The following is a 26,535-nucleotide window of genomic DNA, read 5'->3' as shown; positions in this document are numbered from 1 at the left end:
TGGCGGTCCCGCGGGGGGGGCGGGCGGGGGCCGGGGGCCGCCCCCGCCCACCCCCCCGGGCCCGCCCGCTCGCCGCCCCGCCCCCCCCACGGCCCGTGGTGTTCTCGGGTCAGAGCTGACCGCTGTTGTCGATGACGATCGGGCGTCCCGGCGCTCCGGAGGGCGAGCCCACCTGCTCGATGGCGTGCACCACGTGCATCCCCTCGACCACGGTGCCGAACACCACGTGCTTGCCGTCCAGCCACGGGGTGTCCTTCATGGTGATGAAGAACTGCGAGCCGTTGGTGCCGGGCCCGCGGTTGGCCATGCTGACCGTGCCGGGAACGGCGTGGGTCAGCTCGAAGTTCTCATCGGCGAAGGTCGGGCCGTAGATGCTCTTGCCGCCGGTGCCGTCGGCGTTGGTGAAATCGCCGCCCTGAGCCATGAAGCCGGGGATCACGCGGTGGAACACCGAACCCTTGTAGCCGAAGCCCTGCTCGCCGGTGGCCAGCGCGCGGAAGTTCTCCGCGGTCTCGGGCACCACGTCCGAGCGCAGCTCGATCACGATGCGGCCGGTGGGGATGCCCGCCACCGACACGTCGAAGAACACCCGGGGCAGCGGGTCGGCCTTGGCGGGCGCCGCGGTCAGCGGACCGGGGCTGAACAGTGCGATGAGCGCGAGACCGAGGACAGCGGCGGCGCGTGTGATCTTCGTCATGGCCACACTGTCTACAGCAGCACCGATTCGGGCGGGCAACCGGACCCGCCGCTTGGCTGTTTTGGGTGTTTCAATAGGGCCATGGAGCAGGTTCCCGAGGACTGGCAGCGCGGCCTGGTGATCGTCGCGCATCCCGACGACATCGAATACGGCGCGGCCGCGGCCGTCGCGCGCTGGACAGGGCAGGGCAAGGACATTCGCTACGTGCTCGTCACCAGCGGCGAGGCGGGGATCGCCGGAATGCCGCCGGCGGAGGCCGGTCCGCTGCGCCAGGCCGAGGAGATCGCGTCGGCGAAGGTGGTCGGGGTCGAGCAGGTGGAGTTCCTGGGCTATCCGGACGGCCGGGTGCAGGAGAGCCTGGAGCTGCGCCGCGATCTGGCGGCCGCGATCCGCAGGCACCGCCCGGAGATGTTGGTGCTGTTCAACTTCGGCGACACCTGGGCGCCCGGCTACGCCAACAGCGCCGACCACCGCGCCGTCGGCCGGGCCGGACTCGACGCCGTCTCCGACGCGGGCAACGAGTGGATCTTCCCGGAGCTGTCCGATCTGCCGCCCTGGTCGCCGCGCTGGGCCGCGGTCGTCGGCCCGGTCGCGACGCACGCCGTCGACGTCACCGCCACCGTCGAGCGGGCCGCCGCTTCCCTGACCGAACACCGCCGGTACCTGGAGGTGCTCAGCTCCGAGCCGGTCGCCGCTCAGGTCGAGGCCATCGTCGACATGGCCACCGGGCCGAAGGAGGGGTTCCCCGCCGAGCGCGCCGTGGGTTTCGAGCTGTACTACTTCGGCTGAACGGTTTCGCCTGCCACGCGTTCGAGCACGGCGCACCAGGACTGTCACTGCCGGAATGATCTGCGCCAGAATGTCTTCGGCGTCGGTTTGCGGCGTTGCGCCCGGATGGCGGCGCGGTGCACGCGGGAGCGGATGGGCATCTCAAGGCGGGTGCCGTCGGTTCGTCGGGGCGGTGTGGCAGGCTGGGCGGATGCGTGTTGCCGTCGTAGCCGGTCCCGATCCGGGGCATGCCTTTCCGGCGTTGGCGCTGTGCGAGCGCTTCCTGGCCGCGGGGGACGAGCCGGTGCTGTTCACCGGACCCCGCTGGTTCGACGCCGCCAAGAACGCGGGCATCGCGGTGCGCAGGCTCAAGGGCCTCGCGCCGCGCGCGGTCGACGACGACGGTGACGCGGGCCAGCGTATCCACCAGCGCGCCGCGCACATCTCGACCGAGATCCTGCCGGACCTGAGCGCGATGCTGCCGGAACTCGTCGTCTCCGACGTGCTCACCGCAGGCGGGGGAATGGCCGCCGAGCGACTCGGTGTGCCGTGGGTGGAGCTCTCGCCGCACCCGCTCTACCTGCCGTCGAAGGGTTTGCCGCCGATCGGCAGCGGGCTCGCGCCAGGGGAGGATCTGCTCGGCAGGCTGCGCGACCACGTGCTGCGCACCATGTCCTCGCGCGCGATCCACAACGGCTCGAAGCAGCGCGCGAGGGCTCGCGAGAGCGTCGGGCTGCCCGCGGTCGATCCGGGTCCGGCCGCCCGTCTGCTGGCCACGCTGCCCGCTCTGGAGGTGCCGCGCCCCGACTGGCCCGACAACGCCCACGTCGTCGGCCCGCTGCTGTGGGAGCCCACCGACGACATCCTCACGCCGCCGCCGGGCGACGATCCGCTGGTCGTGGTCGCGCCGTCCACCGCGCACACCGGCGTCACGGGCATGGTCGAGACGGTGCTCGAGGCTCTCGACGGTGCGGGCGTCCGCGTCGCCGTCTCCATGATCGACACTCCGCCGACCGGGCTCCCGTCCTGGGCCACCGCGGGCCTGGGCCGCCAGGACGAACTGCTCGGGCACGCGGCCGTCGTGGTCGGCGGCGGCGGGCACGGGCTGCTCGCCAAATCGCTGCTCGCCGGGGTGCCGATCGTCACCGTTCCGGGCGGCGGCGACCAGTGGGAACTGGCCAATCGCGCCGCCCGCCAGGGCAGTTCGATCGTGGTGCGACCGCTCACCGTGGAGTCCGTGCGTGCCGCCGTGCTCGCGGTGCTGGACCATCCTCGCTATACCGCCGCGGCCGAGGAAGCGGCCATGAGCATCGCGGACGTCGCCGACCCGGTCGAACTGTGCCACCGGGTGCGCGAGGGCGTGCGCGCGTCGTAGTGCTGCGCGCGCACGGTCGGTCGGCAGGGATCAGATTGTGCACCTGGTCGCGAGTTCGCGAACGAAGCGCGCGATCTCGCCCGGTTGCTCCTCGGCCATGAAGTGCCCGGCGCTGATCGGTTCGTAGGTCAGGTCCGGCGCCCACGCCCGCCACAGCGCGGCCGCGTCGAAGCCCAGCCGGGCCCCCCAGTCCTGAGAGATCACACCGACGGGCATGGCGAGCGTTGTGCCAGCTTGGCGGTCCTCCCGGTCCATGGTCAGGTCGATGCTCGCGCTGGCGCGGTAGTCGGCGACGATCGAGTCGACGGCTCCGACCGAGCTGTCGATGTAGTGCTGCCGTACTTCCGGTGCGAAGGTGGAACCGTCGGTGTCCCAGGCGTCGAGGAAGGAAGCGAAGAACTCGTCTGCCACGGCCGCGATCATCTTTTCCGGCAGCCCGGCTGGTTGCGCCATGAGATACAGGTGCCAGGCGACTTTCGCGTCGACCCCGTGCAGCACTTCCCAGGTGTCGAGAGTGGGCAGGACGTCGAGCACCCCGAGGTACCGAATCCTGTCGGGGTGGTCGAGGCCCGCCCGGACGCCGACCAGGGCGCCGCGGTCATGGCCGATCAGTCCGAAGCGCTCGTGCCCGAGCCGGTCGGCGACCTGAACGATGTCTTCGGCCATGGTGCGTTTGGAGTAGGTGTGGGGACCGTTCTCCGGCGGTTTGCCGCTCGCGCCGTAGCCCCGGAGGTCCGGGACGATGATCGTGTGATCCTCGGCGAGGTCTGCCGCGACGTCGCGCCACATGTAGTGGGTTTGCGGAAAGCCGTGCAGCAGAACAACAGCCGGTCCGGCGCCAGCGACCGCGACGTTGAGTTCGACGCCTCCCGCGCCGGGCAGGGTCTGGTAGCGGAATCCGTCGATGGTCGGTGTGGTCATGGGCGTCCTTCACTGGTTGTGGTCGAATGCGCGGACGGGCGTCCGGAGAAGATCCCGGCGGGTAGCTGTGTCGGGCGGGTCGTTTCGGCCCGCAACGCGGGGATGAGGATCGAATCGACGAGTGCTTCGAGATAGGCGTCGCCGGTATCGAGGCCGTTGAGCCGCCGCAGCAGCAGCACGGCCCCGGCCACTTCCTCGAAGGCGAACGGATCCGCGGTCGCGGGTAGCTCTCCGCGACGGATGGCGGCGTCCACGACCGAGGTGGGTAGCCGTGCGCCGGTCGGGCCGACCGCGCGTTCGATCTCCTCGCAGAGCTCGGGGTCTTCGAGACCCGCCTGAAGCAGCAGCAGCGCGGTCTGTCCGTCTGTCGATCGCATCGTCGTGACGAGTCGTCGGCACAAGGCGATCAGGTCACCGCGCAGGCTGCCCGTGTCGATGTCGTCCGGTCCTTCTCGACCGGCAGGGCCTGCCTTCAACGCGGCGATGACCATGTCTCGCTTGGACTTCCAGCGTCGGTAGAGGGTGGGTTTCGACGCTCCGGCGCGGCGCGCCACCTCCTCGAAGGTGACACCGTCGTAGCCGCGTTCGGTCAGCAACGCGGTTACTACCCGGAGGATCTCACTCTCGCGTTCGTCGTTTCGTGGACGTCCTCCGCGTCGGGTCTGTCGCGGTTCTGTCGCGGAAGCGCTTTTTGGATACGACACGTGCCGTATCGTATACGGTGACGATGTGCCCGTCTACTCCGGAACGGCTTCGGCGGCCGGTCGCAGTACCGACAGCACGCGGGTCTACCGCCGCGAGAGCGCCGTCGGACAACCGTTTGATGTCGGTCGCGGGGACCGGAGTATCTTGAATACGGTGCGGTTGACTGAGTTCCAGGAACTGTTGCATACCGAATTCGGAGTGGCGCGCGGTGACGCGCTGCTGACCGACCACGTGATCCCCTCCCTCGGCGGCCGGACCGGCGCCGCCGCCATCGAGGCCGGGGTGGATCCGCGGGATGTGTGGCGCGCGCTGTGCGCCGACTTCGACGTACCGAAGGTGCGCTGGTGACCGCCCCCGACCCGGTGGCCGAGCGCAGGCCGTACCGATTCGACGAGCGACTGCGGATGGTCCCCGTCGACCCGGAGGGGCTGGCCGCCCGCGTGGCGCAGGCGCACCCGGACGATTTCCCGAGTTTCCGGCAGACCGGCCTCGAATTGATGCTGCTCGGCCGCCACGACGAGGCGCTCGATCACCTGGACCGGGCGCTCGAACTGGCGGGCACGCCGCGCCAGCGCATCTCGGTCTGGATCAACCTGGCCGACGTGTACCGGTATCGCGGCGACGCGCCGACCGCCGAGATCCTCTACCGGCGCGCCGTCGAGGCCGCCCGCGGCACCGACGCCGAGGCGCTCTCCTTCGCCGCCCAGCACCTCGGCAAGGCGCTGGCCGAACAGGGCTGCCTCGCCGAGGCTCGCGAACTACTGACCGAGGCGCTGAAGTTGCGGGTCGCGGAGGGTGACGCCGAGTTGATCGAATCCAGTCGCACCGCGCTGGAGGGACTCGCGGAGTTGCGTATTCCGCTGCCGCCCGCCGTGCTGGCGGTGGTCGGTGCGGACCCGGAGTTCTCGAGCGAGCACGAGGGTCTCAGCGGCGGCGTCGCCTTGGTGAACGGCGCCTACTGGGTGAAGCGCGGACCGCGCGCGACCGCCGAGCACGATCGGCTGGATTGGTTGCGCGTTAGGGGAATCCGGGTGCCGGAGGTGGCCGCGTTCGCCGAGGACGTGCTCGTGCTCGCCGACGCGGGCGCGCCGAGCCTCGCCGCACGTGAGTCGGACGGCCGGACCGCGTCGCCCTCGATCGGCACGATCATGGGTGAGCTGCTGCGGCGGTTGCACGCGCTGCCCATCGCGGAATGCCCGTTCGACGGCAGGCTCGACACCGTGCTGGCGCAGGCCCGCAGGCACGTGCTCGAAGGCCTGGTGGATCCGGACGATTTCGACGACGACAACAGCGACCTCGCCCCCGAACAGGTCCTCGATCGGTTGCTCGCCGAGCGTCCGCGGACCGAGGACCTCGTGGTGGCGCACGGCGATTTCACGCCGCCCAACGTGCTCGAGAACGGGATCCTGCTGGATGTCGGAGGTCTCGGCGTCGCGGACCGCTACCGCGATCTGGCCCTTGCCGAACGCGACCTGCGCGAGGATTTCGGCGACGACGAGGTCCGCGCCTTCTTCGCCGCCTACGGCCTCGACGCGCCGGATCGGGCGCGGTTGGACTACTACCGTCTGCTCGACGAGCTGTTCTGAGCCTCAGGTCTTCTTGGCGTAGTGCCTGGCGGCCTTGGTGCGGTTGCCGCAGGTCGCCATCGAGTGCCAGCGGCGGGTGCCGTTCTTGGACGTGTCGTAGAAGAACAGCACGCATTCCGGGTGCGCGCACTGGCGGATTCGGTCCGGGGCCTTGGCGATCAGGTGCAGCAGATTCTCGGCGGCGAGCCAGCCGGGCAGCCAGGCCGGGTCGGTCACTTCGGGTAGGTCGTCCGGTCCGTCGTCGGTGAGGCGGCGCTTGATCCTGCCGTGTTCGAGCACGTCGTTGAGCGCCGCGTGCGTACCGTGCCGCACGACGTCGTAGATCGCGCTGCGCGCGGCGAGTAGCGCGGCAAGAGTCCGTTCGTCGGCGGGCGCCTTGTCCGCCAAGCCCGCCGAACTCAGCCAGACGCGCAGGCCGTCGACATCGGTGAGCAGATCCTGCGGGCCGTCCTCCATCCACCGCGTGTTCAGCAGGTCGAGCGCCAGCGGTTCACCGAGGTGGGGGCGTGGATCGAGCATGACTGAGGGTAACGAGCCGTCTCGGGGAGTCAGGTCGACCACCACCGTTCTAACCTATAAAACATAAATGAAGGGTTGACCGAACGGGTCACGCCGGATTATCTTCTAACCGTTGAAACAATGAACAGTGGTTGACAATTCCTGGAGGACACATCATGACCGCGGTGACCGCACCTGTTCTCGCGACCGGGCACATCGGACTGAACGTCTCGGATCTCGACCGCTCGGTGGACTTCTACCGGCGCGCGCTCGGTTTCGAACAACTCGCCGCGGGCGACGCGGCCGGGCGCAGGTGGGCGTTTCTCGGTGCGGACGGGAAGCTGGTGATCACCCTGTGGGAGCAGTCCGACGGCGTCTTCTCCACGGAAACGCCAGGGCTGCACCATCTTTCGTTCCAGGTCGAAGACATCGAGCAGGTGCGCGCGGTGGAATCCGCGCTGCGCGAGTTGTCTGTGCGCTTCGTGCGCGACGGTGTGGTCGCGCACGGCGAAGGAGTGGCCTCCGGCGGCATCTTCTTCACCGATCCGGACGGCATCCGGCTCGAGGTGTACGCACCCGCCGGGGCGGAATCCGCGCCCGCGCCGAGCGGCGCCGCACCCACGTGCGGATTCTTCTGAGACGAGCGGTTTCGAGATGGCGCTCTACCACCCGGGCGAACTGGCCGTGCAGCGGCGCATGGGGCAGGCGGATGTCGCGGCGAAGGTCGGTCGCATGATCCGGCGCGACATCCCCTCGGTCGCCGCGGATTTCCTCGCCGCACAGCCGATGGTGGTGCTCGCCGCCGCCGACCTCGCCGGGCGGCTGTGGGCGAGCTCGCTCGTCGGCAGGCCCGGGTTCGTCCGCGCCGTGGACGCCGAGATCGCCGTCGACGCGCGGCCCGACGCGGGCGACCCGCTGGCCGAGGCGCTGACCCGGCCGGGGCGGGTCGGCATGATCGCGCTGGAGCCGGGACGGCGCAGGCGCATGCGGGTCAACGGGGTCGCGCGCCCGCACGACGACGGGCTGCGGATAGCCACCGACCAGGTGTATTCGAACTGCCCCAAGTACATCGCACGCCGGTGGGTGACGGCCTACGACCCCGGGGCCGCGCCGAGCGACGCACGGCGCGGGCCCGCGCTCGACGCCCGGCAACGGCGGATCGTCGCGGCGGCCGACACCTTCTTCGTGGCCAGTGCCGACGCCGAAGGGCACGCCGACGCCTCGCATCGCGGCGGGAATCCCGGCGTGCTGCGCGTCCTCTCGCCGACGCGGCTGCGCTGGCCGGACTATCGCGGCAACTCGATGTTCATGACGCTCGGCAATCTGGCGGTGCGCCCGCACTGCGGACTGCTGATCCCGCATTGGCGGACCGGCGGAGCGCTCCAGCTCACCGGCACGGCCGAACTGAACTGGGACTCGAGCACGTTCGCCGCCGGTGCGCAGTGCTCGATCGACTTCGCCATCACCGAAGTGGTGTGGCGGGCCACGGGCCCCCTGCGCTGGAGCCCGCCGGAACTGTCCCCCCTCAACCCCTGATCCCCGAAAGGTCGACTCATGAGACCCCCATTGCCGCCGTTCGACCGCGCATCCGCCGAGGCGAAGGTGCGCGCCGCCGAAGACGCCTGGAACACCCGCGATCCCGAACGCGTCGCCGCCGCCTATACCGAGGATTCGGTGTGGCGCAATCGCGACGAGTTCTTCACCGGGCGCGCCGCCATCGTCGAGTTCCTCACCCGGAAGTGGGCGAAGGAGAACGGGTACGCGCTGCGCAAGGACCTGTGGGCGTTCGACGGGAACCGCATCGCCGTGCGCTTCCAGTACGAATGGCACGACGAATCCGGCCGGTGGTGGCGCAGCTACGGCAACGAGCAGTGGGAATTCGCGCCCGACGGACGGATGGCGCGGCGCGAGGCCAGCATCGACGACGTGCGCATCGAGGAATCGGAGCGCCGCATCTTCGGTCCCCGCGCGCCGGAGGAGGCGGACGCCGTACTGCCGCAGCGGTAGGCGAAAGCCTGGGCGGCGGGTGGATTCGCCGGGTGCCCGCCGCCGGATTGCGCGGAAATTGCTGCTCGCGGAACGCGCGGCGCGTGTCGCCGGGCGCGTCGCTTGACTCGAACACCTGTTCGTCTAGTCTTGTCCCCAGAACTTGTCGGTGCCGCCCTCTAATGTGGGCGCCAACCACAGATCGAGAGACTTACCCGTCGAAAAGGGGACCAAGGACATGGCACCACAGGCGTACGACCGCGACAAGGCGCTCGAGCTCGCGCTCGCCCAGGTGGAGAAGAGCTTCGGCAAGGGCGCGGTGATGCGGCTGGGCGAGGAGGCCCGTCAGCCCATCTCGGTGATTCCGACCGGATCCATCGCGCTGGACGTCGCCCTCGGCATCGGCGGTCTGCCGCGGGGCCGCGTCGTCGAGATCTACGGCCCGGAGTCCTCGGGTAAGACCACCGTCGCGCTGCACGCGGTGGCCAACGCGCAGGCGGCTGGCGGCGTCGCGGCGTTCATCGACGCCGAGCACGCTCTCGACCCGGACTACGCGCGCAAGCTCGGCGTCGACACCGACGCGCTGCTCGTCTCCCAGCCCGACACCGGTGAGCAGGCGCTGGAGATCGCCGACATGCTGGTCCGCTCCGGCGCCATCGACATCATCGTCATCGACTCGGTCGCCGCGCTGGTGCCGCGCGCCGAGATCGAGGGCGAGATGGGCGACAGCCACGTCGGTCTGCAGGCCCGCCTGATGAGCCAGGCGCTGCGCAAGATGACCAGCGCGCTGAACAACTCCGGCACCACGGCCATCTTCATCAACCAGCTGCGCGAGAAGATCGGCGTCATGTTCGGCTCGCCCGAGACCACCACCGGTGGTAAGGCGCTGAAGTTCTACGCCTCGGTGCGTCTGGACGTGCGCCGCATCGAGACCCTCAAGGACGGCAGCGACGCGGTCGGCAACCGCACCCGCGTCAAGGTCGTCAAGAACAAGGTCTCGCCGCCGTTCAAGCAGGCCGAGTTCGACATCCTGTACGGGCACGGCATCTCCAAGGAGGGCTCGCTCATCGACATGGGCGTCGAGCACGGCTTCATCCGCAAGTCGGGCTCCTGGTACACCTACGAGGGCGACCAGCTGGGCCAGGGCAAGGAGAACGCCCGCAAGTTCCTGCTGGAGAACACCGACGTGCGCGACGAGATCGAGAAGAAGATCAAGGAGAAGCTCGGCATCGGCGCCGACGTGACCGCGGACGCCGCGGGCGAGGTGCCCGCCGATTTCTGAGTCCGCCTCCGGTCGGCCGCCACGCCGTACCGATCGAGCCGCCACCGAGCGGCCCGATCCGGTGCACGACATGCGGCGCCGACTGCACGAACTCCTGTCCGCCGAGGGGCGATCCGTGGAAAGCCGCGGACCCCGCCCCGTCGGACGGGAGCCGGGACCGGTCCGGTCGGCCGATGGTGGTTCGGCCGATTCGGACATCCTGGGAGCCCGGTCGAGCTCGCCCGATCCGCAGCGGGCGGGCTCGACCGGGGCCCCGCACCAGTCCCGGCGCGAACGGCGGAACACTTACCGCCGCAACGACTCCCGATCGGTCGATACTGGTCGAAACACCGGCCGACGGGTGGATCCGGTGGCGGCCGGATCCGAAGGGGATGCGCGGAAGACGGAGGCGGGCGCCAGCCGGTCGACGTCGGAACGCACCCCCGAAGGCGGGACGGTCGAGCAGGCGAAGGAGGTGTGTCTTCGTCTGCTCGCCGTCCGCGCCCGCAGCCGCGCCGAACTGGCGCAGCGCTTGGCCGCCAAGGGATACACCGCCGAGGTCGCCGAGCACGCGCTCGACCGCCTCGCCGAGGTCGGTCTCATCGATGACGCCGCCTTCGCCGAACAGTGGGTGCACTCCCGGCACACCTTCTCCGGCAAGGGCAAACAGGCCCTCGCCCAGGAGTTGCGCCGCAAGGGCGTCGCCCCCGCCGACGCCGCGCCCGCACTGGAAGCGATCAGCTCCGACGACGAACAAGCCCGCGCCATCGAACTGGTCCGCCGCAAACTCCGGACCCTGCCCCGCGACCTCGATCGCGACAAGGCCATCCGCCGCCTCGTCGGCATGCTCGCCCGCCGCGGCTACGGCCAATCCACCGCCTTCACCGTGGTGAAAGCCGAACTCGCCCAAGCCGACTGGGCCTCCGAACCGCTCGACGAGCCGGACGACCCACCGGACTGATCTCCCTCGCCCGGTGGCCGGCGGGCGGTTTGCCGCATTGTTACTCGAGCCTGTCGCTTATGTCCGATACCGGGCGGTCGTTCGGCGGCGGGACGGGGTGCGCGCGACGATGATGAGGTTATGGAGTCCACGGAAAGTGGGGTCGTGTCGCGCGAAGTCCGCGCCGTGGCTCCGGTGATCGTGGGGTCCGTCTCGCTGCCGTGCACATGTCGGGGTGGTTCGTGCCCCGCGACAAGGGAGGAGAACGAGTATGGCCATCGATATTCGTAAGGTGACGGTCCTGGGGACCGGGGTGCTGGGTTCACAGATCGCGTTTCAGACCGCGTTCCGCGGCTTCGACGTCACGGCCTACGACATCGACGAACCCGCGCTGGAGGCCGCGCGGGAGCGTTTCGCCAAGCTCGCGGCGATCTACGTGGCCGAGGTGGCGGGCGCCGAGGGCGGCAAGGCGGAGCAGACGGCATCGAGCCTCGCGCTCACCACCGATCTCGCGGGCGCGGTGAAGGACGCCGATCTGGTGATCGAGGCGGTGCCGGAGGTGCTGACCCTCAAGCAGGAGCTCTATCGCCACCTCGGCGAGGTCGCCCCCGAACGGACCATCTTCGCGACGAACTCCTCGACCCTGCTGCCCAGCGACATCAAGGACTCCACCGGTCGTTCCGACAAGTTTCTGGCGCTGCACTTCGCGAACATGGTGTGGAAGTTCAACACCGCCGAGATCATGGGCACGCCCGAGACCGATCCCGCGGTGTTCCGCGCCCTCGTCGACTTCGCCGAGGCGATCGGCATGGTCCCGATCGAAGTGCACAAGGAGAAGGCGGGTTACGTGCTCAACTCGCTGCTCGTGCCGTTCCTGAACTCGGCCATGGCGCTCGGCGCGGGCGGCTACGCCGACCCGGAGGCGGTCGACAAGACCTGGCGGATCGCCACGGGCGCGCCGATGGGCCCGTTCCAGATCCTCGACGTCATCGGCCTCACCACCCCCTACAACATCCTCGTGCACGGCGACGAGGACGCGCAGCGCCTGGCGTCCTGGCTCAAGGACAACTACATCGACAAGGGCAAGCTCGGTATCGCGACCGGCGAAGGGTTCTACCGGTACTAGCGCCCATCCCGGAAAAACGACGGGAGAGAAGTGGTAACCCACCACGGCGAGCCACCACTTCTCTCCCGAACTTCCTTGTCGCTGACGCCTTACGGCTTCTTCACCACGTCGACACCCGGCGCGGCGTCGGTGATGATCGAATCCGCCGCCAGGACGGTCCCGCCCTTACCGCGCTTGCGGGCCCGAAGCCGTCGCTCCAACTTGGTCGCCACCAGCGTCAGCGTGCTGTTCAGCGCGATCATGATGATCGCGACGACGATCAGCGCCGGAATCGTGTTCCGCTCCGCCGCGCCGAGCTGCTGGCCCGAGCGGACGATCTCGATGTAGGTGATCTGGTAACCCAGCGCCGTATCCTTCAGCGCCACAACCATTTGCGAGATCAGCGCGGGCAGCATGGCGGTGATGGCCTGCGGCAGCAGGATCAGCCGCATCAGCTGGTTCTTGCGCATGCCGAGCGCGACCGCGGCCTCGGTCTGGCCCTTGGGCAGCGAGCGGATACCCGCGCGCACGATCTCGGCGATGACCGAGCCGTTGTAGATCGTCAGCGCCGTCACCACAGCGGCGAGCGCGAGGTCGTCGGACTTGAACAGGTCGTATTCGCTGTAGAGGGCGAACAGGAAGATCATCAGGATCAGCACGGGGATGGCCCTGGCGAACTCGACGACGGCGCCCGCGATCAGCCGCACCGAGCGGTGCTCCGAGAGGCGCAGTATGCCGAAGACCATGCCGATCACCAGCGCGAAGACGATCGAGATCAGCGCCGCGACGACGGTGCCCTTCAGGCCCGGCCACAGGTAGGTCGACCAGACGTCGCCCTCCAGGAACGGCTTCCACTTCTCGGCCTCGAACTGGCCTTTCTGCTCGAAGGCGCGGAACAGGAAGTACCCGGCCGCCAGCACGGCGACGATGACCACCGCCGTGTAGAGGTTGTTGCGCAGCCGTGCCTTCGGGCCCGGCGCGTCGAAGAGAACGGAAGCGCTGGTCATCGGGCGACCTCGTATCGCTTGGCGAGCCAGCCGAACAGCAGGCCCGTCGGCAGGGTGATGATGACGAAGCCGAGGGCGAAGATCGCGCCGATGGCCAGCAGCGCGGCCTCCACCTCGATCATCTCCGCCATGAGCTTGGCGGCTTCGGCGACACCGATCGCGGCGGCGATGGTGGAGTTCTTGGTCAACGCGATCAGCACACTGCCCAGCGGCGCGATCACGGAACGGAAGGCCTGGGGGAGTACCACCAGCCGCAGGTTCTGCGTGAAGCTGAAGCCCAGCGACCGGCCCGCCTCGGACTGGCCGAGCGGCACCGTGTTGATGCCCGAGCGCAGCGACTCGCAGACGAACGCGGCGGTGTAGACGCTGAGGCCGACGATCGCCCAGCGATAGTTGTTGTCCTCGATGGAATCTCCCGCCAGCTTCCAGCCGAGCGCGGAGTACAGGCCGAGCGAGCAGAAGACGATGATCAACGTCAGCGGGGTGTTGCGGAAGATCGTGACGTAGGCGGTGCCCACCCAGCGGGCGACCGGTACGGGGGACACGCGCATCGCGGCGACGATCGTGCCGAGTATCAGCGCCCCGACCGCGGAGAACGCGGTCAATTTGATCGTGACCCAGAAGGCTTCCAGGATCTTGGTGTCGTATTCCGAGATCAGATCGAACACGGCGGGCGCGTCCCTCCCATCGGTGCGGTGTGGTTCATCGGTGGTGAGCCGAGCGGGTGGTCCGGAGGATCGCCCCGGACCACCCGTGTGTGGAATCTCTAGTAGCGGTTGACCTGCGGAGCGGGCGAGGGCGTGAAGCTCGCGCCGCCGACCGTCTGCTGGATCGCCTTGGCCCAGGAGCCGTCGGCGATCATCGCCTCGATGGCGTCGTTGATCTTGTCGCGAGTCTCCTGGTCGCCCTTCTTCAGGCCGATGCCGTAGTTCTCGGTGGTGAACGGCTTACCGACCACCTTCAGCTGGCCCGGCGACTGCGCGGCGAAACCCGCGAGGATGATGTCGTCGGTGGTCACCGCGTCGACCGAGCCGTTGCGCAGCGCCTCCACGCACAGCGAGTAGGTGTCGAACTCCTGCAGCTGAACGTCCTTGGCGTACTTCTCCTTGACGTTCTGCGCGGGCGTCGAGCCCTTCACCGAGCAGAGCTTCTTGTTGCCGGTGAGGGATTCGACGCCGGTGATGTCGGTGTTGTCGGCCTTCACCAGCAGCGACTGGCCCGCCACGTAGTACGGGCCCGCGAAATCGACCTTCTCCTTGCGCTTGTCGCTGATCGAGTAGGTGGCGACGATGAAATCGACCTGGCCGTTCTCGATCAGCGTCTCGCGCTGCGGCGTCGGCGCTTCCTTGAAGGTGATGGCATCCGGCTGCACGCCGAGCTTCCCGGCGACGTACTTGGCGACCTCGACGTCGAAGCCGCTGTAGGAGCCGTCCTTGTTGCGCAGACCGAGACCCGGCTGGTCGAACTTGATGCCGACGGTCAGTTTGCCTTCCTTGGCGTGATCGAGGGCGCTGCCCTCGTCACCGCCGCCGCAGGCGGTAGCGGCCAAAGCCAGGGCGATCGCCCCGACACCGAGTCGAAGTGCACGGTTGATCCTCATCGAGTTCCTAACTCCTTGTGTTTCGATGCCGTCGTCTGTGCCGGGCGCGTCAGTGGCTGAGAATCTTGCCCAGGAAGTCCTTGGCGCGCTCGGACTTCGGCGCGGTGAAGAACGTTTCGGGCTCGGTGTCCTCGACCACCTGACCGTCGGCCATGAACAGCACCCGGTTGCCCGCGCGGCGCGCGAAGCCCATCTCGTGGGTGACCACCAGCATGGTCATGCCCTCCTTGGCCAGCGAGACCATCACCTCGAGCACCTCGTTGACCATCTCCGGGTCCAGCGCCGAGGTCGGCTCGTCGAACAGCATCACCTTCGGGTTCATCGCCAGCGCGCGGGCGATGGCCACGCGCTGCTGCTGCCCGCCGGACAGCTGGGCCGGGTACTTCTCGGCCTGGTTGGCGATGCCCACGCGCTCGAGCAACTCCATGGCGCGGCTTCGTGCCTGGTCCTTCTTGACTTTGCGCACCTTGAGCGGCGCGAGCATCACGTTCTCGACGATGGTCTTGTGCGCGAACAGATTGAACGACTGGAACACCATGCCGACATCGGCGCGCAGCGCGGCGAGCGCCTTGCCCTCCGCGGGCAGCGGCACGCCGTCGATGGCGATGTCGCCGGAGTCGATCGGCTCGAGCCGGTTGATGGTGCGGCACAGGGTCGATTTCCCGGAACCCGAAGGGCCGAGGACGATGACGACCTGTCCCTTGGGGACCTCGAGGTTGATATCGCGCAACACGTGCAGGTCACCGAAATGCTTGTCAACGTTGCGCATCGAGATCATCGGCGGCGCGCTGGTGGCGGGGCCCTTGTCCAAGCTCGTGGCGTCCCCGGTCGTGTCGGGCGCGGCGGCGGCGTCGGTCATGGTTCTCGACCTTAAGGGGAAAAACCGAATTTGCCCCGGTTTCCGCGACACACCGTGACGCCACACCGCGTCGTCACAGCTCTGTAACCTAGCGGCGGCTTCCGCGCTCCGACCGCGGCGAGGCCCGGAGCCTGCGGCGATGCGCTGGAAACCCGCTCGACGGGCCCCCGTACCCTTAATGGGTGGATTCGATCGAACAGGTTGTGGCGGGAGTACGCAGTTACGAGGTCCGCACCTTCGGTTGCCAGATGAACGTGCACGACTCCGAACGCTTGTCCGGCCTGCTGGAGGACGCGGGCTACGTGAAGGCCGCGCCGGGGGATACGGCGGACCTTGTGGTCTTCAACACCTGCGCTGTCCGCGAGAACGCCGACAACAAGCTGTACGGCACGCTCGGCCACCTCGCCCCGATCAAGGCGGGCAGACCGGGCATGCAGATCGCGGTCGGCGGCTGCCTGGCGCAGAAGGACCGCGACACCGTCGTGCGCAAGGCGCCGTGGGTGGACGTGGTGTTCGGCACGCACAACATCGGCTCGCTGCCGGTGTTGCTCGAGCGCGCGCGGCACAACGAAGAGGCCCAGATCGAGATCCTGGAATCGCTGGAGGCGTTCCCCTCCACCCTGCCCGCCAAGCGCGAATCCGCCTACGCCGGTTGGGTCTCGATCTCGGTGGGCTGCAACAACACCTGCACCTTCTGCATCGTGCCGTCGCTGCGCGGCAAGGAGGTCGACCGCCGTCCCGGCGACGTGCTCGCCGAGGTGCAGGCGCTGGTCGACCAGGGCGTGCTCGAGGTGACTCTGCTGGGTCAAAACGTCAATTCCTACGGCGTCAACTTCGTCGACCCGACCGAGCCGCGCGACCGCAGCGCGTTCGCGAGACTGCTGCGCGCCTGTGGCGACATCGACGGTCTCGAGCGCGTCCGCTTCACCTCGCCGCATCCGGCCGAGTTCACCGACGACGTGATCGAGGCGATGGCCGAGACGCCGAACATCTGCCCGCAGCTGCACATGCCGCTGCAGTCCGGCTCGGACCGGGTGCTCAAGGCCATGCGGCGCTCCTACCGCAAGGCCCGCTACCTGGGCATCATCGAGAAGGTCCGCGCGGCCATGCCGCACGCCGCCATCACCACCGACATCATCGTCGGCTTCCCCGGCGAGACCGAGGAGGACTTCCAGGAGACCCTGGACGTGGTGCGGCAGGCCCGGTTCACCAGCGCGTTCACCTTCCAGTACTCGAAGCGGCCCGGCACCCCCGCCGCCGACATGCCCGACCAGCTGCCCAAGCAGGTGGTTCAGGAGCGCTACGACCGGCTCATCGCGCTGCAGGAGGAGGTCTCGCTCGAGGCCAACCGCGCGCTGATCGGCACCGAGGTGGAGTTGCTCGTCGCGGAGGGCGCGGGCAAGAAGAACGCCGCGACCGCGCGGATGAGCGGGCGCGCCCGCGACGGCAGGCTGGTGCACTTCCGGCCCGGCGGCACCGCCGAGACGGTCCGCCCCGGAGACGTGATCACCGTCGACATCACCGAGGCCGCGCCGCACCACCTGATCGCGGACGCGCCGATCAAGACCCACCGCCGCACCCGCGCGGGCGACGCACACGAGCGCGGCGTCACGCCGAAGACCGAACCGATCGGCGTCGGCCTCGGACTACCGAGGATCGGCGCGCCGGTCCTCGAGCCGGTCGCCTCCGGCTGCGCGACAGGCTGCGACGCATGAGCACGCGCCCCGGCGCGGGAGACGACGAGAACCCTCGCAAGGGCTCCGACGATTCCGCGCGGGGCGCGGACTCCGTGCAAGGCGCGACGCCCGAATCGGAATCCGGTACTACCGCGCGTAGTGGGTCGACCGACGCGGCGACCGACGGTGCTGGCACAGTGGACCCGGACAAGCACGATCATCCAGTCGAAGGAGACGACAGCGCCGTGCGCGAAGGAGACAACAGTGCTGTGAGCTCGGTCGAGAGCAGCGGGGACTTCGAGCAGTTCCGCGACGACCTCGACGCCGTCGAGCGCCGCATCGCCGGGGAGATCGATCCCGGCGTGCGCGCGATGGTGGTGGCCGGTGCGGTGTTCCTGCTGCTGTTCTCGCTGGTGCTCTCGCACGCGGGCAGCGCGCGCGGTTTCGACGTGCTGCTCAGCACCGACACCACCCGCATCGAGCACATCGGGCTGCCTTCGCGCATCTTCGTCTGGTTCGTCGTGGTGTTCGGCATCGGCTTCTCGCTGCTGGCGCTGATGACCCGGCGGTGGGTGCTGGCCTGGATCGCGGTCGCTGGTTCGGCCATCGCCAGCGTGTTCGGCGTCTTCGCCATCTGGCACCGCCAGACCCCGGGCCTCGGCAACTACATCGGCGCGGGTCCCGGTATCGGTCTGATCCTCGGCACGCTGGCCGTCATGGTGCTCACCTTCCACTGGATCCGCGTGGTGTGGAGCCGTACGGCCATGCAACTGGCCGCCGAGGAGCAGCGCCGCAACGCCGCGGCCGCCGCCGAGGAACGCGACCGCCGCCGTTTGCTCGGCGACTGAATTCGCTCCGCGAGGCGATTGCCTCGAGGCGATTGTCCGCCCTCGACGCGATGATCCCGCGCCGTGCGCGAGGCGATTGTCGTCGCGGCGATCGTGCGCCTTCGACGCGATGATCCCGCCCCGTGCGCGCGTCGATCGCAGCGCTGATCTACACGATGTGCGCTGTCAGGTGCTCCAGCCGAGGCGAAGCAACATTCGCTCGCTCTGTGAGCGGCCGGTCTCGCGGCGTGTGACATGCGTCCGCGCGAGCAGCGCGCCGAAGCCCGCCCCCGCCGCGTTCATGAGCACGTCGTCCACGGACGAGACGCGGCCCAGGTCGAACACGTACTGGGCGATTTCCAACGTCGCGGATACCGCCGCGCCCACCAACACCATCCGGGCCACGCCCGCGAACCGAGGCAGGCGCAGCGGAAGAAAGAAACCAAGCGGTACGAATAGCAGCGTGTTCGCCCCGACCTGAACGACCGCGCTCGACGACGAGTCGGTCAGCGTCGCGACGAGATCCCGCAGCGGCACCGCGCTGATCGAGCCGACGCCGTCGACCGGAGTCAAGATCATCCAGATCCACGGCAGCGTGCCCGCGACCAGCCCGACCTCGGCCACCGTGTACCGCAACGCGAGATTCCGGTCCCGCCCGTGCCGCAGCCGCCAGCGCGTCGTCCACCAGATCGCCGCGAGCACCGCGGGCGCCGCGCAGGCCCACACGATCAATACGTGGCCCCACGCATCCCACACCTGTCGCACCAGGCCGACGCTACCGGAGCGGCCGAAAAACCTTGGCCGCCAGCGAAATCAGCGGTTGCTGACAGCGCCTTCGGCGGCCTCGGCCCACTCGCGCCACTGCTTGGCCTGCTCGAGCGCCTTCTCGGCGTCGCGCTGCTTGCCCGCCGCCTGCGCCTTGGCCGCCTGCTCCTCGAACTGGGCGACCTTCTCGCGGAACTGGGCGGCGCGCGCCACGGCCTCCGGGTCGGTGCGCCGCCACTGGGCGTCCACCGCGTCGCGGACCCGCTTCTCGATGGTCCGCAGCTTGCCCTCGAGCTCCTGGATGCGTTCGCGCGGGACCTTGCCGATGGCGTCCCACTTGTCCTGCAACTCGCGCAGCTGCGCCCGCGCGGTGTCCAGACCGCCCGCGGGGTCGATGTGCTCGTAGTGGTGCAGCAGGTCTTCCTTGGCGGCGGCGTTCGACTCGAACTCGGCGTCGCGCTCGGAGACCGCGGCGTTGCGCGCCGCGAAGAACACGTCCTGCGCGCTCTTGAAGCGCCGCCACAGCGCCTCGTCGGCCTCGCGCGGGGCGCGACCCGCGGCCTTCCACTCGGTCAGCAAATCGCGGAAGACGGCCGCGGTGCCGACCCAGTCGGTGGAGCCGGACAGCTCCTCGGCCCGCACACAGAGTTCTTCCTTGCGCGCCTTGGCGGCGGCCCGCTCGCGGTCGAGTTCGGCGAAGTGCGCGCCGCGGCGGCGGTTGAAGGATTCGCGGGCCTTGGAGTAGCGCTTCCACAGCGCGTCGTCGACCTTGCGGTCCACGCCGCGGATCGACTTCCACTCGTCGAGGATCTCGCGTAGCCGATCGCCCGCGGCCTTCCACTGGGTGGATTCGGCGGCGATCTGCTCGGCCTCGGCGCACAGCGCTTCCTTGCGCTCGGTGTGCTCGTGGCGGGCGCGCTCCTTCTCCTCCTTGGCGTGCGCGGCCGCTTCCTCGGAGTGTTCGGTGATCGCCTGCAGCCGCTTGGCCAGCTCGTCGATGTCGCCGATGACGGCGGCCGTGGGCAGCGATTCGGCCAGCGCGAGCGCGGCGGCCTTGGTCTTGCGCGCGTCGGCGCCCGCGGCGAGCCGCGCTTCCAGCAGCGCGACCTCGGTGGCGAGGTCGTCGAAGCGGCGGCCGAAGTGCGCGAGGCCCTCGGCGGCGTCGCCCGCCTGCCAGGAGCCGACGATCCGCTCGCCCTCGGCCGTCTTCACCCAGGCGGTGCCGTCCTCGTCGACCCGGCCCCAGCGGCTGGGGTCGGTGACGGTCGGTACGACCACCGGATGCGGGTGCTGCTGGGCGGCCGGGCCCGGGGCGGGCTTGACCGCGTGCGGCTTGGGATGGGCTGACGGGCCACCGGGCTTCGGGGCACCGGAGGGGCGCGGTGTCGTGCCGGGATTGGCCTTCGCGGTTCCGTTGCTGTCGGTCATTGTTCTCCGTCCCTGCCGCGCGTCACGGCTGCCTGGTTACGCCCTAGCTCATCCCATTGAACCCGGTCCGAGCCCTCGAGACCATCTGATCTACGCTCTTCCCGGGCTGGGACCCGGGACCGGCAACCCGTGGTGACCTGGGTTGTCGCATGTCGACACTATCAATCTCATGGCGAATTGACGCTACAGACACTCGAAGCCGACCGGGGTGCGTCTCGGTACCGCCGTGCGCCGGCCCCGCTGCCCGAACAGATACGGTTTACCGCGTGTTCAGTATTGCGGCCCTGGTCCCGTCGCCGCCGATCCTGGTGCCCGAACTAGGCGGCGCCGCGGCGATGGGCAGCGGGGCGGATCCGGACGACCCACCCGCGGTACTGCGCGCCGCCGCGCTCGACGCGGCCCGGGCGCTCGCGGCAGTGACGCGGCGGTGGACGGTGCTCGGCGTCGGATCCGCCGACGATGTGTTCGGACCCGAATCCGCCGGAACCTTCCAAGGTTTCGGCGTGGATCTCCGTGTCGCGCTGGCCGATTCGGCCACCGCGCCCGGGTTTGCCGCCGATCCGCGGCTGCCGCTGCCCGTCTTGATCGCCGGATGGTTGCGGGGACGGGTCGCGCCGGACGCCAGCGCCACCGCGCGCCTGACCGCGGCCGACACTTCGGCGTCGCGGTGCCTGGAACTGGGGGCCGAGCTACGTGCCGAGCTCGACGCGGACGACGAGCCGCGCGGCGTCCTGGTCGTCGCCGACGGCGCCGCCACCTTGACCGTCAAGTCGCCCGGATATCTCGACGAGCGCGCGGTCCCGCTGCAAGCCGAGCTCGACCGGGCGTTGAGCGCGGGGGACCGAGCGGCGCTGCGCGCGCTCGATCCGGCGCTGTGCGCGGAGTTGGCCGTGTCGGGGCGCGCCGCCTATCAAGTTCTGGGCGGTCTGTTCGCCGTGGATCCGTCCGATCCTTCCGTCGAAACCCATTACCGGGACGCGCCTTTCGGAGTTGGCTATCACGTGAGCGTCTGGCGACCGGAACGGGAGGTGTGATGAGAGTGCCGATCGCGGTGGTCGGCCCCACCGCCACCGGCAAGTCCGATCTGGGCTTGGATCTCGCGGCCCGCCTCGACGGCGAGATCGTGAACATCGACGCCATGCAGCTCTACCGCGGCATGGACATCGGCACCGCCAAGCTGCCCGTCGCCGAACGCCGCGGCATCCCGCACCACCAGCTCGACGTGCTCGAGGTGACCGAGACCGCGAGCGTGGCCACCTATCAGCGCGCGGCCTCCGCCGACGTCGAGGACATCCTGGCTCGCGGCCGTACGCCGGTCATCGTCGGCGGCTCGATGATGTACGTGCAGGCGCTGCTGGACGAATGGGAGTTCCCGGCCACCGATCCGGTGGTGCGCGCCCGCTGGGAGCAGGTGCTCGCGGAGCAGGGCGTCGCCGCCGTGCACGCGGCGCTGCGCGCGGCGGATCCGGTCGCCGCCGACACCATCCTGCCCACCGACGGCCGTCGCATGGTGCGGGCGCTGGAAGTCGTGGAGCTCACCGGGCAGCCGTTCGCGGCCTCGGCGCCCACCATCGGCGCGCCGCGCTGGGACACCGTCATCCTCGGCGTCGACCGCGACACCGCCGAGCTGGACGCGCGCATCGAGCGGCGCACCGCGCTCATGTTCGAGACCGGACTCGTCGACGAGGTGCGCGGTCTGCTCGAGCACGGCCTGCGCGAGGGCGTCACCGCGCGCCGCGCCATCGGCTACGCGCAAGTCCTCGCCTACCTGGACGACGAATACGACCTGAACCACGCCAGGGAACGCACCCTGATCGGCACTCGCCGCTACGTGCGCAGACAGCGTTCCTGGTTCCGCCGCGATCCCAGGGTGCGCTGGGTGGACGGTGCCGATCCCGACCTGCTCGGCGCGGCGATGCGGCAGATCGACAACACAGAACGGAACTCGCTGTGACCCGACGTGTCAGCACCCGAAACGCCTCGGTGCAGGTGTGGCAGGCCTACTTGAACAATCGCACCAAGCGCCACCGCGACAGCCGGTTCCTGGTGCAGGGCGTGCGACCGATCACCCAGGCGATCGCCAACGGGTGGCCGCTGGAGACCCTGCTCTACCGGCTCGGCGCGCCCGACCTGTCCGGCTGGGCCAGAGAGGTGCTCGACACCACCGACGTGCCGCAGGTCGGGCTGGTGCCGGAGCTGATGGCGGAACTCGGTGAGAAGGCGAGCAACATACCGGAATTGGTCGCCGTCGCGATCTCGCGCCAGCCCGAGCTGGACACCCTCGAACCCGGTGAACCCGGCGAGGACGCGCCGGTGATCGTGGTGTTCGACCGCCCGAACTCGCCGGGCAATCTCGGCACCCTGATCCGGTCCGCGGACGCCTTCGGCGCCTGCGCGGTGATCGTCACCGGTCACGGCGCCGATCAGTACGACCCGCAGTCCGTGCGCGCCTCCACCGGCTCGCTGTTCGCGGTCCCGGTCTATCGCGCCGCCGGACCCGCGCAGGTGCTCGCGCTGCGCGACCGCCAGGTCGCCCGCGGCATCCCGACCAGGATCGTCGGCACCGACGAGCACGGTTCGCACGCGGTGTTCGACCAGGACTTCACCGAGTCGACCATCCTGGTCATCGGCAACGAGACCAGCGGGATGAGCGCCGCCTGGCAGGATGCGTGCGACGACCTGGTCTCCATCCCCATGGGCGGCACCGCCAGCTCGCTCGGCGCGCCCTCGGCGGCCGCGGTCGCACTGTACGAAATTTCCCGGCAGCGCCGGACGTTTGCCAGATGACGACGACGAGGAGAACACACACGTGACGGACATCGAGTTCACGAAGGGGCACGGCACCCAGAACGACTTCGTGGTGCTGCCCGACGAGGATGTCCGGCTCGAACTGACCGAGGACCGCGTCGCCGCGCTCTGCGACCGGCAGCGCGGCCTCGGAGCCGACGGCGTGCTGCGGGTCGCGCGCGCCGGTGCGCTGCGGGACGCGGGCGTGCTCGCGGACCTCCCCGAGGGCGTCGGCGCGGACGACTGGTTCATGGACTACCGCAACGCCGACGGCTCGATCGCGGAGATGTGTGGCAACGGCGTGCGCGTCTTCGCCCACTACCTGACCGCGACCGGGCGGGAATCGCGCGCGGAGTACGTGGTGGGCAGCAGGGCGGGCGCCCGGCCGGTCGTCGTGCACGCGGGCGGACCCGTCGAGGGCGAGGTCACCGTCACGATGGGCCGAGTGAAGGAGCTCGGGGAATCAACGGCGACCATCGCTGGTTGGGCTTATCAGGGGATCGGCATCGATGTCGGCAACCCGCATCTGGCCTGCGTGGACTCCGGTCTGACCGCCGAGGCGCTCGGCAAACTCGATCTGAGCGTCCCGCCCGGCTACGACCCGGATCTCTTCCCGCACGGGGTGAACGTCGAGATCCTGACCTCGCTGGACGCGGACCGTTCGGTCGACATGCGCGTCTACGAACGCGGCGTCGGCGAAACCCGTTCCTGCGGAACGGGAACCGTCGCGGCGGCCGCGGCGGCGCTGGCCGCCGACGGCTTCGACATCGCCGAGGACACCGGCCAGGTGACGGTGCGGGTGCCCGGCGGCGCGGTCACCGTGGGCCTCGAGGGCGGCGCGGCATGGCTGCGCGGACCTTCGGTGCTGCTCGCCACCGGCACGCTGGCCGAACAGTGGTGGAACGGGCGCTGAGCGCGCCCCGAAATAACGGAATGCGCCGGGTCGTCGCACCTGGCAGCATGGATGGTGTATGAGGAATTCAGAGACGTACGACATCAATCCGGCCGACGACGACTTCGACTTCGTCGACTCGGCCGACGACACCGCGCGCTCCGGTGACGTGGTGGCCGAGCGTGCCGCCCGAATGAAGCGCAACGGCTGGACGATGGAGCCGACGGTCGGTGAGCTGCAGCTGGACGAACGCAGCTCGCTACGCCGCGTCGCCGGTCTGTCCACCGAACTCACCGACATCACCGAGGTCGAGTACCGGCAGCTGCGCCTGGAACGGGTCGTGCTGGTCGGCGTGTGGACCTCGGGCTCGGCGGCCCAGGCCGAGGCGAGCATGGCCGAACTCGCCGCGCTCGCCGAGACCGCGGGCTCGGAGGTGCTCGAGGCGCTCATCCAGCGCCGCGACCGGCCGGACCCGGCCACCTACATCGGTTCCGGCAAGGCCGACGAGCTGCGCTCGGTGGTGCTGGAGACCGGCGCCGACACCGTCATCTGCGACGGTGAGCTGACCCCGGCCCAGCTGACCGCGCTGGAGAAGGTGGTCAAGGTCAAGGTGATCGATCGGACCGCCCTGATCCTGGACATCTTCGCCCAGCACGCCACCTCCAGCGAGGGCAAGGCGCAGGTCGCGCTGGCCCAGATGGAGTACATGCTGCCCAGGCTGCGCGGCTGGGGTGAGTCGATGTCCCGGCAGGCCGGTGGTCGCGCGGGCAGCAACGGCGGCGTCGGTCTGCGCGGTCCCGGTGAGACCAAGATCGAGACCGACCGCCGCCGCATCCGCGAGCGGATGGCCAAGTTGCGGCGCGAGATCCGGGAGATGAAGACCGCGCGCGAGACCAAGCGGGCACGGCGGACGTCCTCGGGCATTCCGCAGGTCGCCATCGTCGGCTATACGAACGCGGGCAAGTCCAGCCTGATGAACGCGCTCACCGGCGCGGGCCTCCTGGTCCAGGACGCGCTGTTCGCCACCCTGGATCCGACCACCCGGCGCGCCGATCTGGACGACGGCCGCGAGGTCGTGTTCACCGACACCGTCGGTTTCGTGCGGCATCTGCCGACCCAGCTGGTCGAGGCGTTCCGCTCGACGCTGGAGGAGGTCACCGGCGCCGATCTGCTGCTGCACGTGGTGGACGGCTCCGACTCGATGCCCGCGGAGCAGATCAAGGCCGTGCGCGAGGTGATCACCGACGTGATCAAGGAGCAGGGCGCGGCCGCACCGCCGGAACTGCTGGTGCTCAACAAGATCGACGCCGTCGATCCGATGGAGCTGACCAGGCTGCGCGCGCTGCTGCCGGACGCCGAGTTCGTCTCGGCGCAGACCGGCGAGGGCATCGAGAGCCTGCTCGACCGGCTGGCCGAGGTGCTCGGCGGACTGGACGTCGAGGTCGGCGTGCTGCTGCCGTACACCCGGGGCGACCTGCTCGCGCGCATCCACGCCGACGGCCGGATCCTGTCCTCCACTCACGAGGAGGCGGGCACCCGGGTCCGGGCGCGGGTACCGCACGCGCTGGCCGCGGCGCTGTCGGAATACGCGCACGCGGGCGGCGACGGCGCGGGCCCCGACGAAGGGCCGTCCGCGTAGACCGCGGAATCGGACGGAAATAGAACCGACCGTCACGTTCGCTATCGTGCCGATAACGGACGTGACGGTTTGTCGTTCCGCCGGGCGTTCATCCGTTTCGGTGCCGTATCCCGTTCGCCCACAGTATTTTTCGATGCACGGTTGGCGGCCCTGTCGCCACTCCGTCGTGGCAAAGGTTGTGGCGGGTCACACTTGACGACCACCCATGTTGCAACTTGTTCCAACGTCATCCGGTAGCATCGGCCCGGATGCCGTATTCGACTGCGGCGCAGGGGACCTTAATTCCGTACGACGATGTGCCGGGATCCGACATGCGATGGGGTAGCCGCCAATGCCTGAATCCTCGCCTACCGCGGCGGTGCTGACCGACGGGGCGCCGCTGGAGGTGCGTCTCGACGAGACCGACATCCGATTGATCGAAGCCTTGCTCGCGCCGGTGCGCGCGTGGACGAGTCCGCGCTTCTACGGCCTGGACAACATTCCCGCCGACGGCCCGGTGCTGCTGGTCGGCAACCACAACCTGATGGGCGGCATCGACGCCCCGCTGCTGATGCCCGAGGTGCTGCGTCGCCGCGGCAGGCTGATCCGCGGCCTCGCCGAGAACGTGCTGATCGCGGTGCCCGGCCTGCGCCACTTCCTGCACTACTACGGCGCGGTCCGCGGCAACCGGAACAACTGCATGGCGCTGCTCGCCAAGGGTGAGGCGGTCATCGTCTTTCCCGGCGGCGGCCGCGAGGCGGTGCGCCGCAAGAACGAGAAGTACGTGCTCAAATGGGAAGGGCGCACCGGATTCGCCCGGATGGCGATCGAGGCGGGCGCGCCCATCGTTCCGGTCGCCATGATCGGCGTGGATGACGCCTTCGACATCGTCTTCGACGGCGATCACCCGGTGATGCGTCCGCTGCGCTGGACGGTCGAGGCGCTCGGCCTCAAGCGCGACCTCACCCCGCCGCTGCTGCGTGGCGTCGGCCCGACCCTGATCCCGCGCCCCGAACGGTTCTACTTCTCCGCGGGCACCCCGATCGACCCGGCGCCGTGGTGCGACGCCGACGACCTCGACGTCGCGGCTTCCGACCTGCGCGACGTGGTACGCAAGGCGCTGGAAGAGGAGTTGAAGTTCCTGTTCGGCGAGCGCGACCGTGATTCCGGTCGCACCCTGATCGGTCGGGTGCGCGGCTTGCTGCCGTTCTGAACCTTTCTGAGAAGATCTCGA

Annotated in this window: 28 protein-coding genes; 18 read left to right on the top strand and 10 right to left on the bottom strand. The window is 69.5% G+C overall.

All coding sequences use genetic code 11. The features are described 5' to 3' along the window. Positions 1 to 109: 109 nt before the first annotated feature. Complete coding sequence (locus AB0H49_RS21870) at positions 110 to 697, bottom strand: peptidylprolyl isomerase (protein ID WP_354999509.1); 588 nt, start codon at positions 695 to 697, stop codon at positions 110 to 112. Positions 698 to 778: 81 nt separating this feature from the next. Between AB0H49_RS21870 and AB0H49_RS21865 the strand changes: the two genes are divergently transcribed. Together AB0H49_RS21865 and AB0H49_RS21860 are read left to right on the top strand one after the other, a co-directional pair. Beyond that, positions 779 to 1,486, top strand: a complete 708-nt coding sequence (locus AB0H49_RS21865) for a PIG-L deacetylase family protein (protein WP_354999510.1) — start codon at positions 779 to 781, stop codon at positions 1,484 to 1,486. 190 nt (positions 1,487 to 1,676) lie between these two features. Next, on the top strand, positions 1,677 to 2,840 hold the full coding sequence (locus AB0H49_RS21860; protein WP_354999511.1) for a nucleotide disphospho-sugar-binding domain-containing protein: 1,164 nt from the start codon (positions 1,677 to 1,679) through the stop codon (positions 2,838 to 2,840). Between the two features lie 30 nt (positions 2,841 to 2,870). Here AB0H49_RS21860 and AB0H49_RS21855 read toward each other — a convergent pair whose 3' ends face one another. Both AB0H49_RS21855 and AB0H49_RS21850 read right to left on the bottom strand, forming a co-directional pair. Then, complete coding sequence (locus tag AB0H49_RS21855; protein WP_357253897.1) at positions 2,871 to 3,761, bottom strand: alpha/beta hydrolase; 891 nt, start codon at positions 3,759 to 3,761, stop codon at positions 2,871 to 2,873. Continuing rightward, on the bottom strand, positions 3,758 to 4,465 hold the full coding sequence (locus tag AB0H49_RS21850; RefSeq protein ID WP_357253895.1) for a TetR/AcrR family transcriptional regulator: 708 nt from the start codon (positions 4,463 to 4,465) through the stop codon (positions 3,758 to 3,760). The genes AB0H49_RS21855 and AB0H49_RS21850 overlap by 4 nt, the downstream gene beginning before the upstream one ends. A gap of 154 nt (positions 4,466 to 4,619) precedes the next feature. Here AB0H49_RS21850 and AB0H49_RS21845 point away from each other — a divergent pair, with 154 nt between their 5' ends. Beyond that, positions 4,620 to 4,814, top strand: a complete 195-nt coding sequence (locus AB0H49_RS21845) for a DUF3046 domain-containing protein (RefSeq protein ID WP_067782853.1) — start codon at positions 4,620 to 4,622, stop codon at positions 4,812 to 4,814. Continuing rightward, positions 4,811 to 6,052: a phosphotransferase gene (locus AB0H49_RS21840; protein ID WP_357253893.1), complete on the top strand. Its 1,242-nt coding sequence runs from the start codon at positions 4,811 to 4,813 to the stop codon at positions 6,050 to 6,052. Before AB0H49_RS21845 ends, AB0H49_RS21840 begins: the two co-directional genes overlap by 4 nt. 3 nt (positions 6,053 to 6,055) lie before the next feature. Here the strand turns inward: AB0H49_RS21840 and AB0H49_RS21835 are convergent, their stop codons facing one another. Then, the gene (locus tag AB0H49_RS21835) at positions 6,056 to 6,571 is read right to left on the bottom strand and encodes a CGNR zinc finger domain-containing protein (RefSeq protein ID WP_357253891.1); all 516 of its coding nucleotides are present in this window, start codon (positions 6,569 to 6,571) and stop codon (positions 6,056 to 6,058) included. A gap of 155 nt (positions 6,572 to 6,726) precedes the next feature. On the opposite strand from AB0H49_RS21835, the gene AB0H49_RS21830 reads away from it, so the two are divergent. The 6 genes from AB0H49_RS21830 (at position 6,727) to AB0H49_RS21805 (ending at position 11,863) form a co-directional block, all read left to right on the top strand. Continuing rightward, positions 6,727 to 7,188, top strand: a complete 462-nt coding sequence (locus tag AB0H49_RS21830) for a VOC family protein (RefSeq protein ID WP_357253889.1) — start codon at positions 6,727 to 6,729, stop codon at positions 7,186 to 7,188. A gap of 16 nt (positions 7,189 to 7,204) precedes the next feature. Next, a complete protein-coding gene (locus tag AB0H49_RS21825; RefSeq protein WP_357253887.1) occupies positions 7,205 to 8,086 on the top strand; it encodes a pyridoxamine 5'-phosphate oxidase family protein in 882 nt (293 codons plus the stop codon). An 18-nt stretch (positions 8,087 to 8,104) separates the two neighbouring features. Beyond that, positions 8,105 to 8,557, top strand: coding sequence for a nuclear transport factor 2 family protein (locus tag AB0H49_RS21820; RefSeq protein ID WP_357253885.1), 453 nt, complete (start codon positions 8,105 to 8,107; stop codon positions 8,555 to 8,557). Positions 8,558 to 8,774: 217 nt separating this feature from the next. Further along, positions 8,775 to 9,818: a recombinase RecA gene (gene recA, locus AB0H49_RS21815; RefSeq protein ID WP_067841747.1), complete on the top strand. Its 1,044-nt coding sequence runs from the start codon at positions 8,775 to 8,777 to the stop codon at positions 9,816 to 9,818. A 349-nt stretch (positions 9,819 to 10,167) separates the two neighbouring features. Continuing rightward, positions 10,168 to 10,758, top strand: a complete 591-nt coding sequence (recX, locus tag AB0H49_RS21810) for a recombination regulator RecX (protein WP_357253883.1) — start codon at positions 10,168 to 10,170, stop codon at positions 10,756 to 10,758. Between the two features lie 250 nt (positions 10,759 to 11,008). After that, positions 11,009 to 11,863, top strand: a complete 855-nt coding sequence (locus tag AB0H49_RS21805) for a 3-hydroxyacyl-CoA dehydrogenase (RefSeq protein ID WP_357253881.1) — start codon at positions 11,009 to 11,011, stop codon at positions 11,861 to 11,863. 89 nt (positions 11,864 to 11,952) lie between these two features. On the opposite strand, the gene AB0H49_RS21800 is transcribed toward AB0H49_RS21805, so the two are convergent. The 4 genes from AB0H49_RS21800 to AB0H49_RS21785 all read right to left on the bottom strand — a co-directional run bounded on the left by AB0H49_RS21800 (position 11,953) and on the right by AB0H49_RS21785 (position 15,227). Continuing rightward, positions 11,953 to 12,849: an amino acid ABC transporter permease gene (locus AB0H49_RS21800; RefSeq protein WP_354999521.1), complete on the bottom strand. Its 897-nt coding sequence runs from the start codon at positions 12,847 to 12,849 to the stop codon at positions 11,953 to 11,955. Beyond that, complete coding sequence (locus AB0H49_RS21795; protein ID WP_141809667.1) at positions 12,846 to 13,517, bottom strand: amino acid ABC transporter permease; 672 nt, start codon at positions 13,515 to 13,517, stop codon at positions 12,846 to 12,848. The genes AB0H49_RS21800 and AB0H49_RS21795 overlap by 4 nt, the downstream gene beginning before the upstream one ends. Before the next feature lie 98 nt (positions 13,518 to 13,615). Further along, on the bottom strand, positions 13,616 to 14,449 hold the full coding sequence (locus AB0H49_RS21790) for a glutamate ABC transporter substrate-binding protein (RefSeq protein ID WP_354999522.1): 834 nt from the start codon (positions 14,447 to 14,449) through the stop codon (positions 13,616 to 13,618). Positions 14,450 to 14,498: 49 nt separating this feature from the next. Further along, positions 14,499 to 15,227, bottom strand: a complete 729-nt coding sequence (locus AB0H49_RS21785; RefSeq protein ID WP_357254202.1) for an amino acid ABC transporter ATP-binding protein — start codon at positions 15,225 to 15,227, stop codon at positions 14,499 to 14,501. 263 nt (positions 15,228 to 15,490) lie between these two features. Between AB0H49_RS21785 and miaB the strand changes: the two genes are divergently transcribed. Continuing rightward, positions 15,491 to 17,023, top strand: a complete 1,533-nt coding sequence (miaB, locus tag AB0H49_RS21780; RefSeq protein WP_357253878.1) for a tRNA (N6-isopentenyl adenosine(37)-C2)-methylthiotransferase MiaB — start codon at positions 15,491 to 15,493, stop codon at positions 17,021 to 17,023. A 230-nt stretch (positions 17,024 to 17,253) separates the two neighbouring features. Further along, a complete protein-coding gene (locus AB0H49_RS21775) occupies positions 17,254 to 17,832 on the top strand; it encodes a hypothetical protein (RefSeq protein ID WP_354999856.1) in 579 nt (192 codons plus the stop codon). 165 nt (positions 17,833 to 17,997) lie between these two features. Here AB0H49_RS21775 and AB0H49_RS21770 read toward each other — a convergent pair whose 3' ends face one another. Beyond that, complete coding sequence (locus tag AB0H49_RS21770) at positions 17,998 to 18,576, bottom strand: VanZ family protein (RefSeq protein ID WP_357253876.1); 579 nt, start codon at positions 18,574 to 18,576, stop codon at positions 17,998 to 18,000. Positions 18,577 to 18,624: 48 nt separating this feature from the next. Continuing rightward, on the bottom strand, positions 18,625 to 20,004 hold the full coding sequence (locus tag AB0H49_RS21765) for a DUF349 domain-containing protein (protein ID WP_354999525.1): 1,380 nt from the start codon (positions 20,002 to 20,004) through the stop codon (positions 18,625 to 18,627). Positions 20,005 to 20,270: 266 nt separating this feature from the next. Between AB0H49_RS21765 and AB0H49_RS21760 the strand changes: the two genes are divergently transcribed. The 6 genes from AB0H49_RS21760 (at position 20,271) to AB0H49_RS21735 (ending at position 26,514) form a co-directional block, all read left to right on the top strand. Continuing rightward, a complete protein-coding gene (locus tag AB0H49_RS21760) occupies positions 20,271 to 21,038 on the top strand; it encodes a hypothetical protein (protein WP_357253874.1) in 768 nt (255 codons plus the stop codon). Beyond that, positions 21,038 to 21,958: a tRNA (adenosine(37)-N6)-dimethylallyltransferase MiaA gene (gene miaA, locus AB0H49_RS21755; RefSeq protein WP_354999527.1), complete on the top strand. Its 921-nt coding sequence runs from the start codon at positions 21,038 to 21,040 to the stop codon at positions 21,956 to 21,958. Before AB0H49_RS21760 ends, miaA begins: the two co-directional genes overlap by 1 nt. Then, positions 21,955 to 22,791, top strand: a complete 837-nt coding sequence (locus AB0H49_RS21750; protein WP_357253872.1) for a TrmH family RNA methyltransferase — start codon at positions 21,955 to 21,957, stop codon at positions 22,789 to 22,791. Before miaA ends, AB0H49_RS21750 begins: the two co-directional genes overlap by 4 nt. A 31-nt stretch (positions 22,792 to 22,822) precedes the next feature. After that, positions 22,823 to 23,704, top strand: a complete 882-nt coding sequence (gene dapF / locus AB0H49_RS21745) for a diaminopimelate epimerase (RefSeq protein ID WP_357254199.1) — start codon at positions 22,823 to 22,825, stop codon at positions 23,702 to 23,704. 172 nt (positions 23,705 to 23,876) lie between these two features. Continuing rightward, positions 23,877 to 25,322, top strand: coding sequence for a GTPase HflX (gene hflX, locus AB0H49_RS21740; RefSeq protein ID WP_354999858.1), 1,446 nt, complete (start codon positions 23,877 to 23,879; stop codon positions 25,320 to 25,322). A gap of 331 nt (positions 25,323 to 25,653) precedes the next feature. Further along, positions 25,654 to 26,514, top strand: a complete 861-nt coding sequence (locus tag AB0H49_RS21735; protein ID WP_354999529.1) for a lysophospholipid acyltransferase family protein — start codon at positions 25,654 to 25,656, stop codon at positions 26,512 to 26,514. Positions 26,515 to 26,535: the final 21 nt, after the last annotated feature.

The organism is Nocardia sp. NPDC050713 (assembly GCF_040654315.1).
Lineage (GTDB): Bacteria > Actinomycetota > Actinomycetes > Mycobacteriales > Mycobacteriaceae > Nocardia.
Note: the sequence above shows the minus strand (reverse complement) of the source record. Positions and strands in the feature narration are given on the sequence as shown.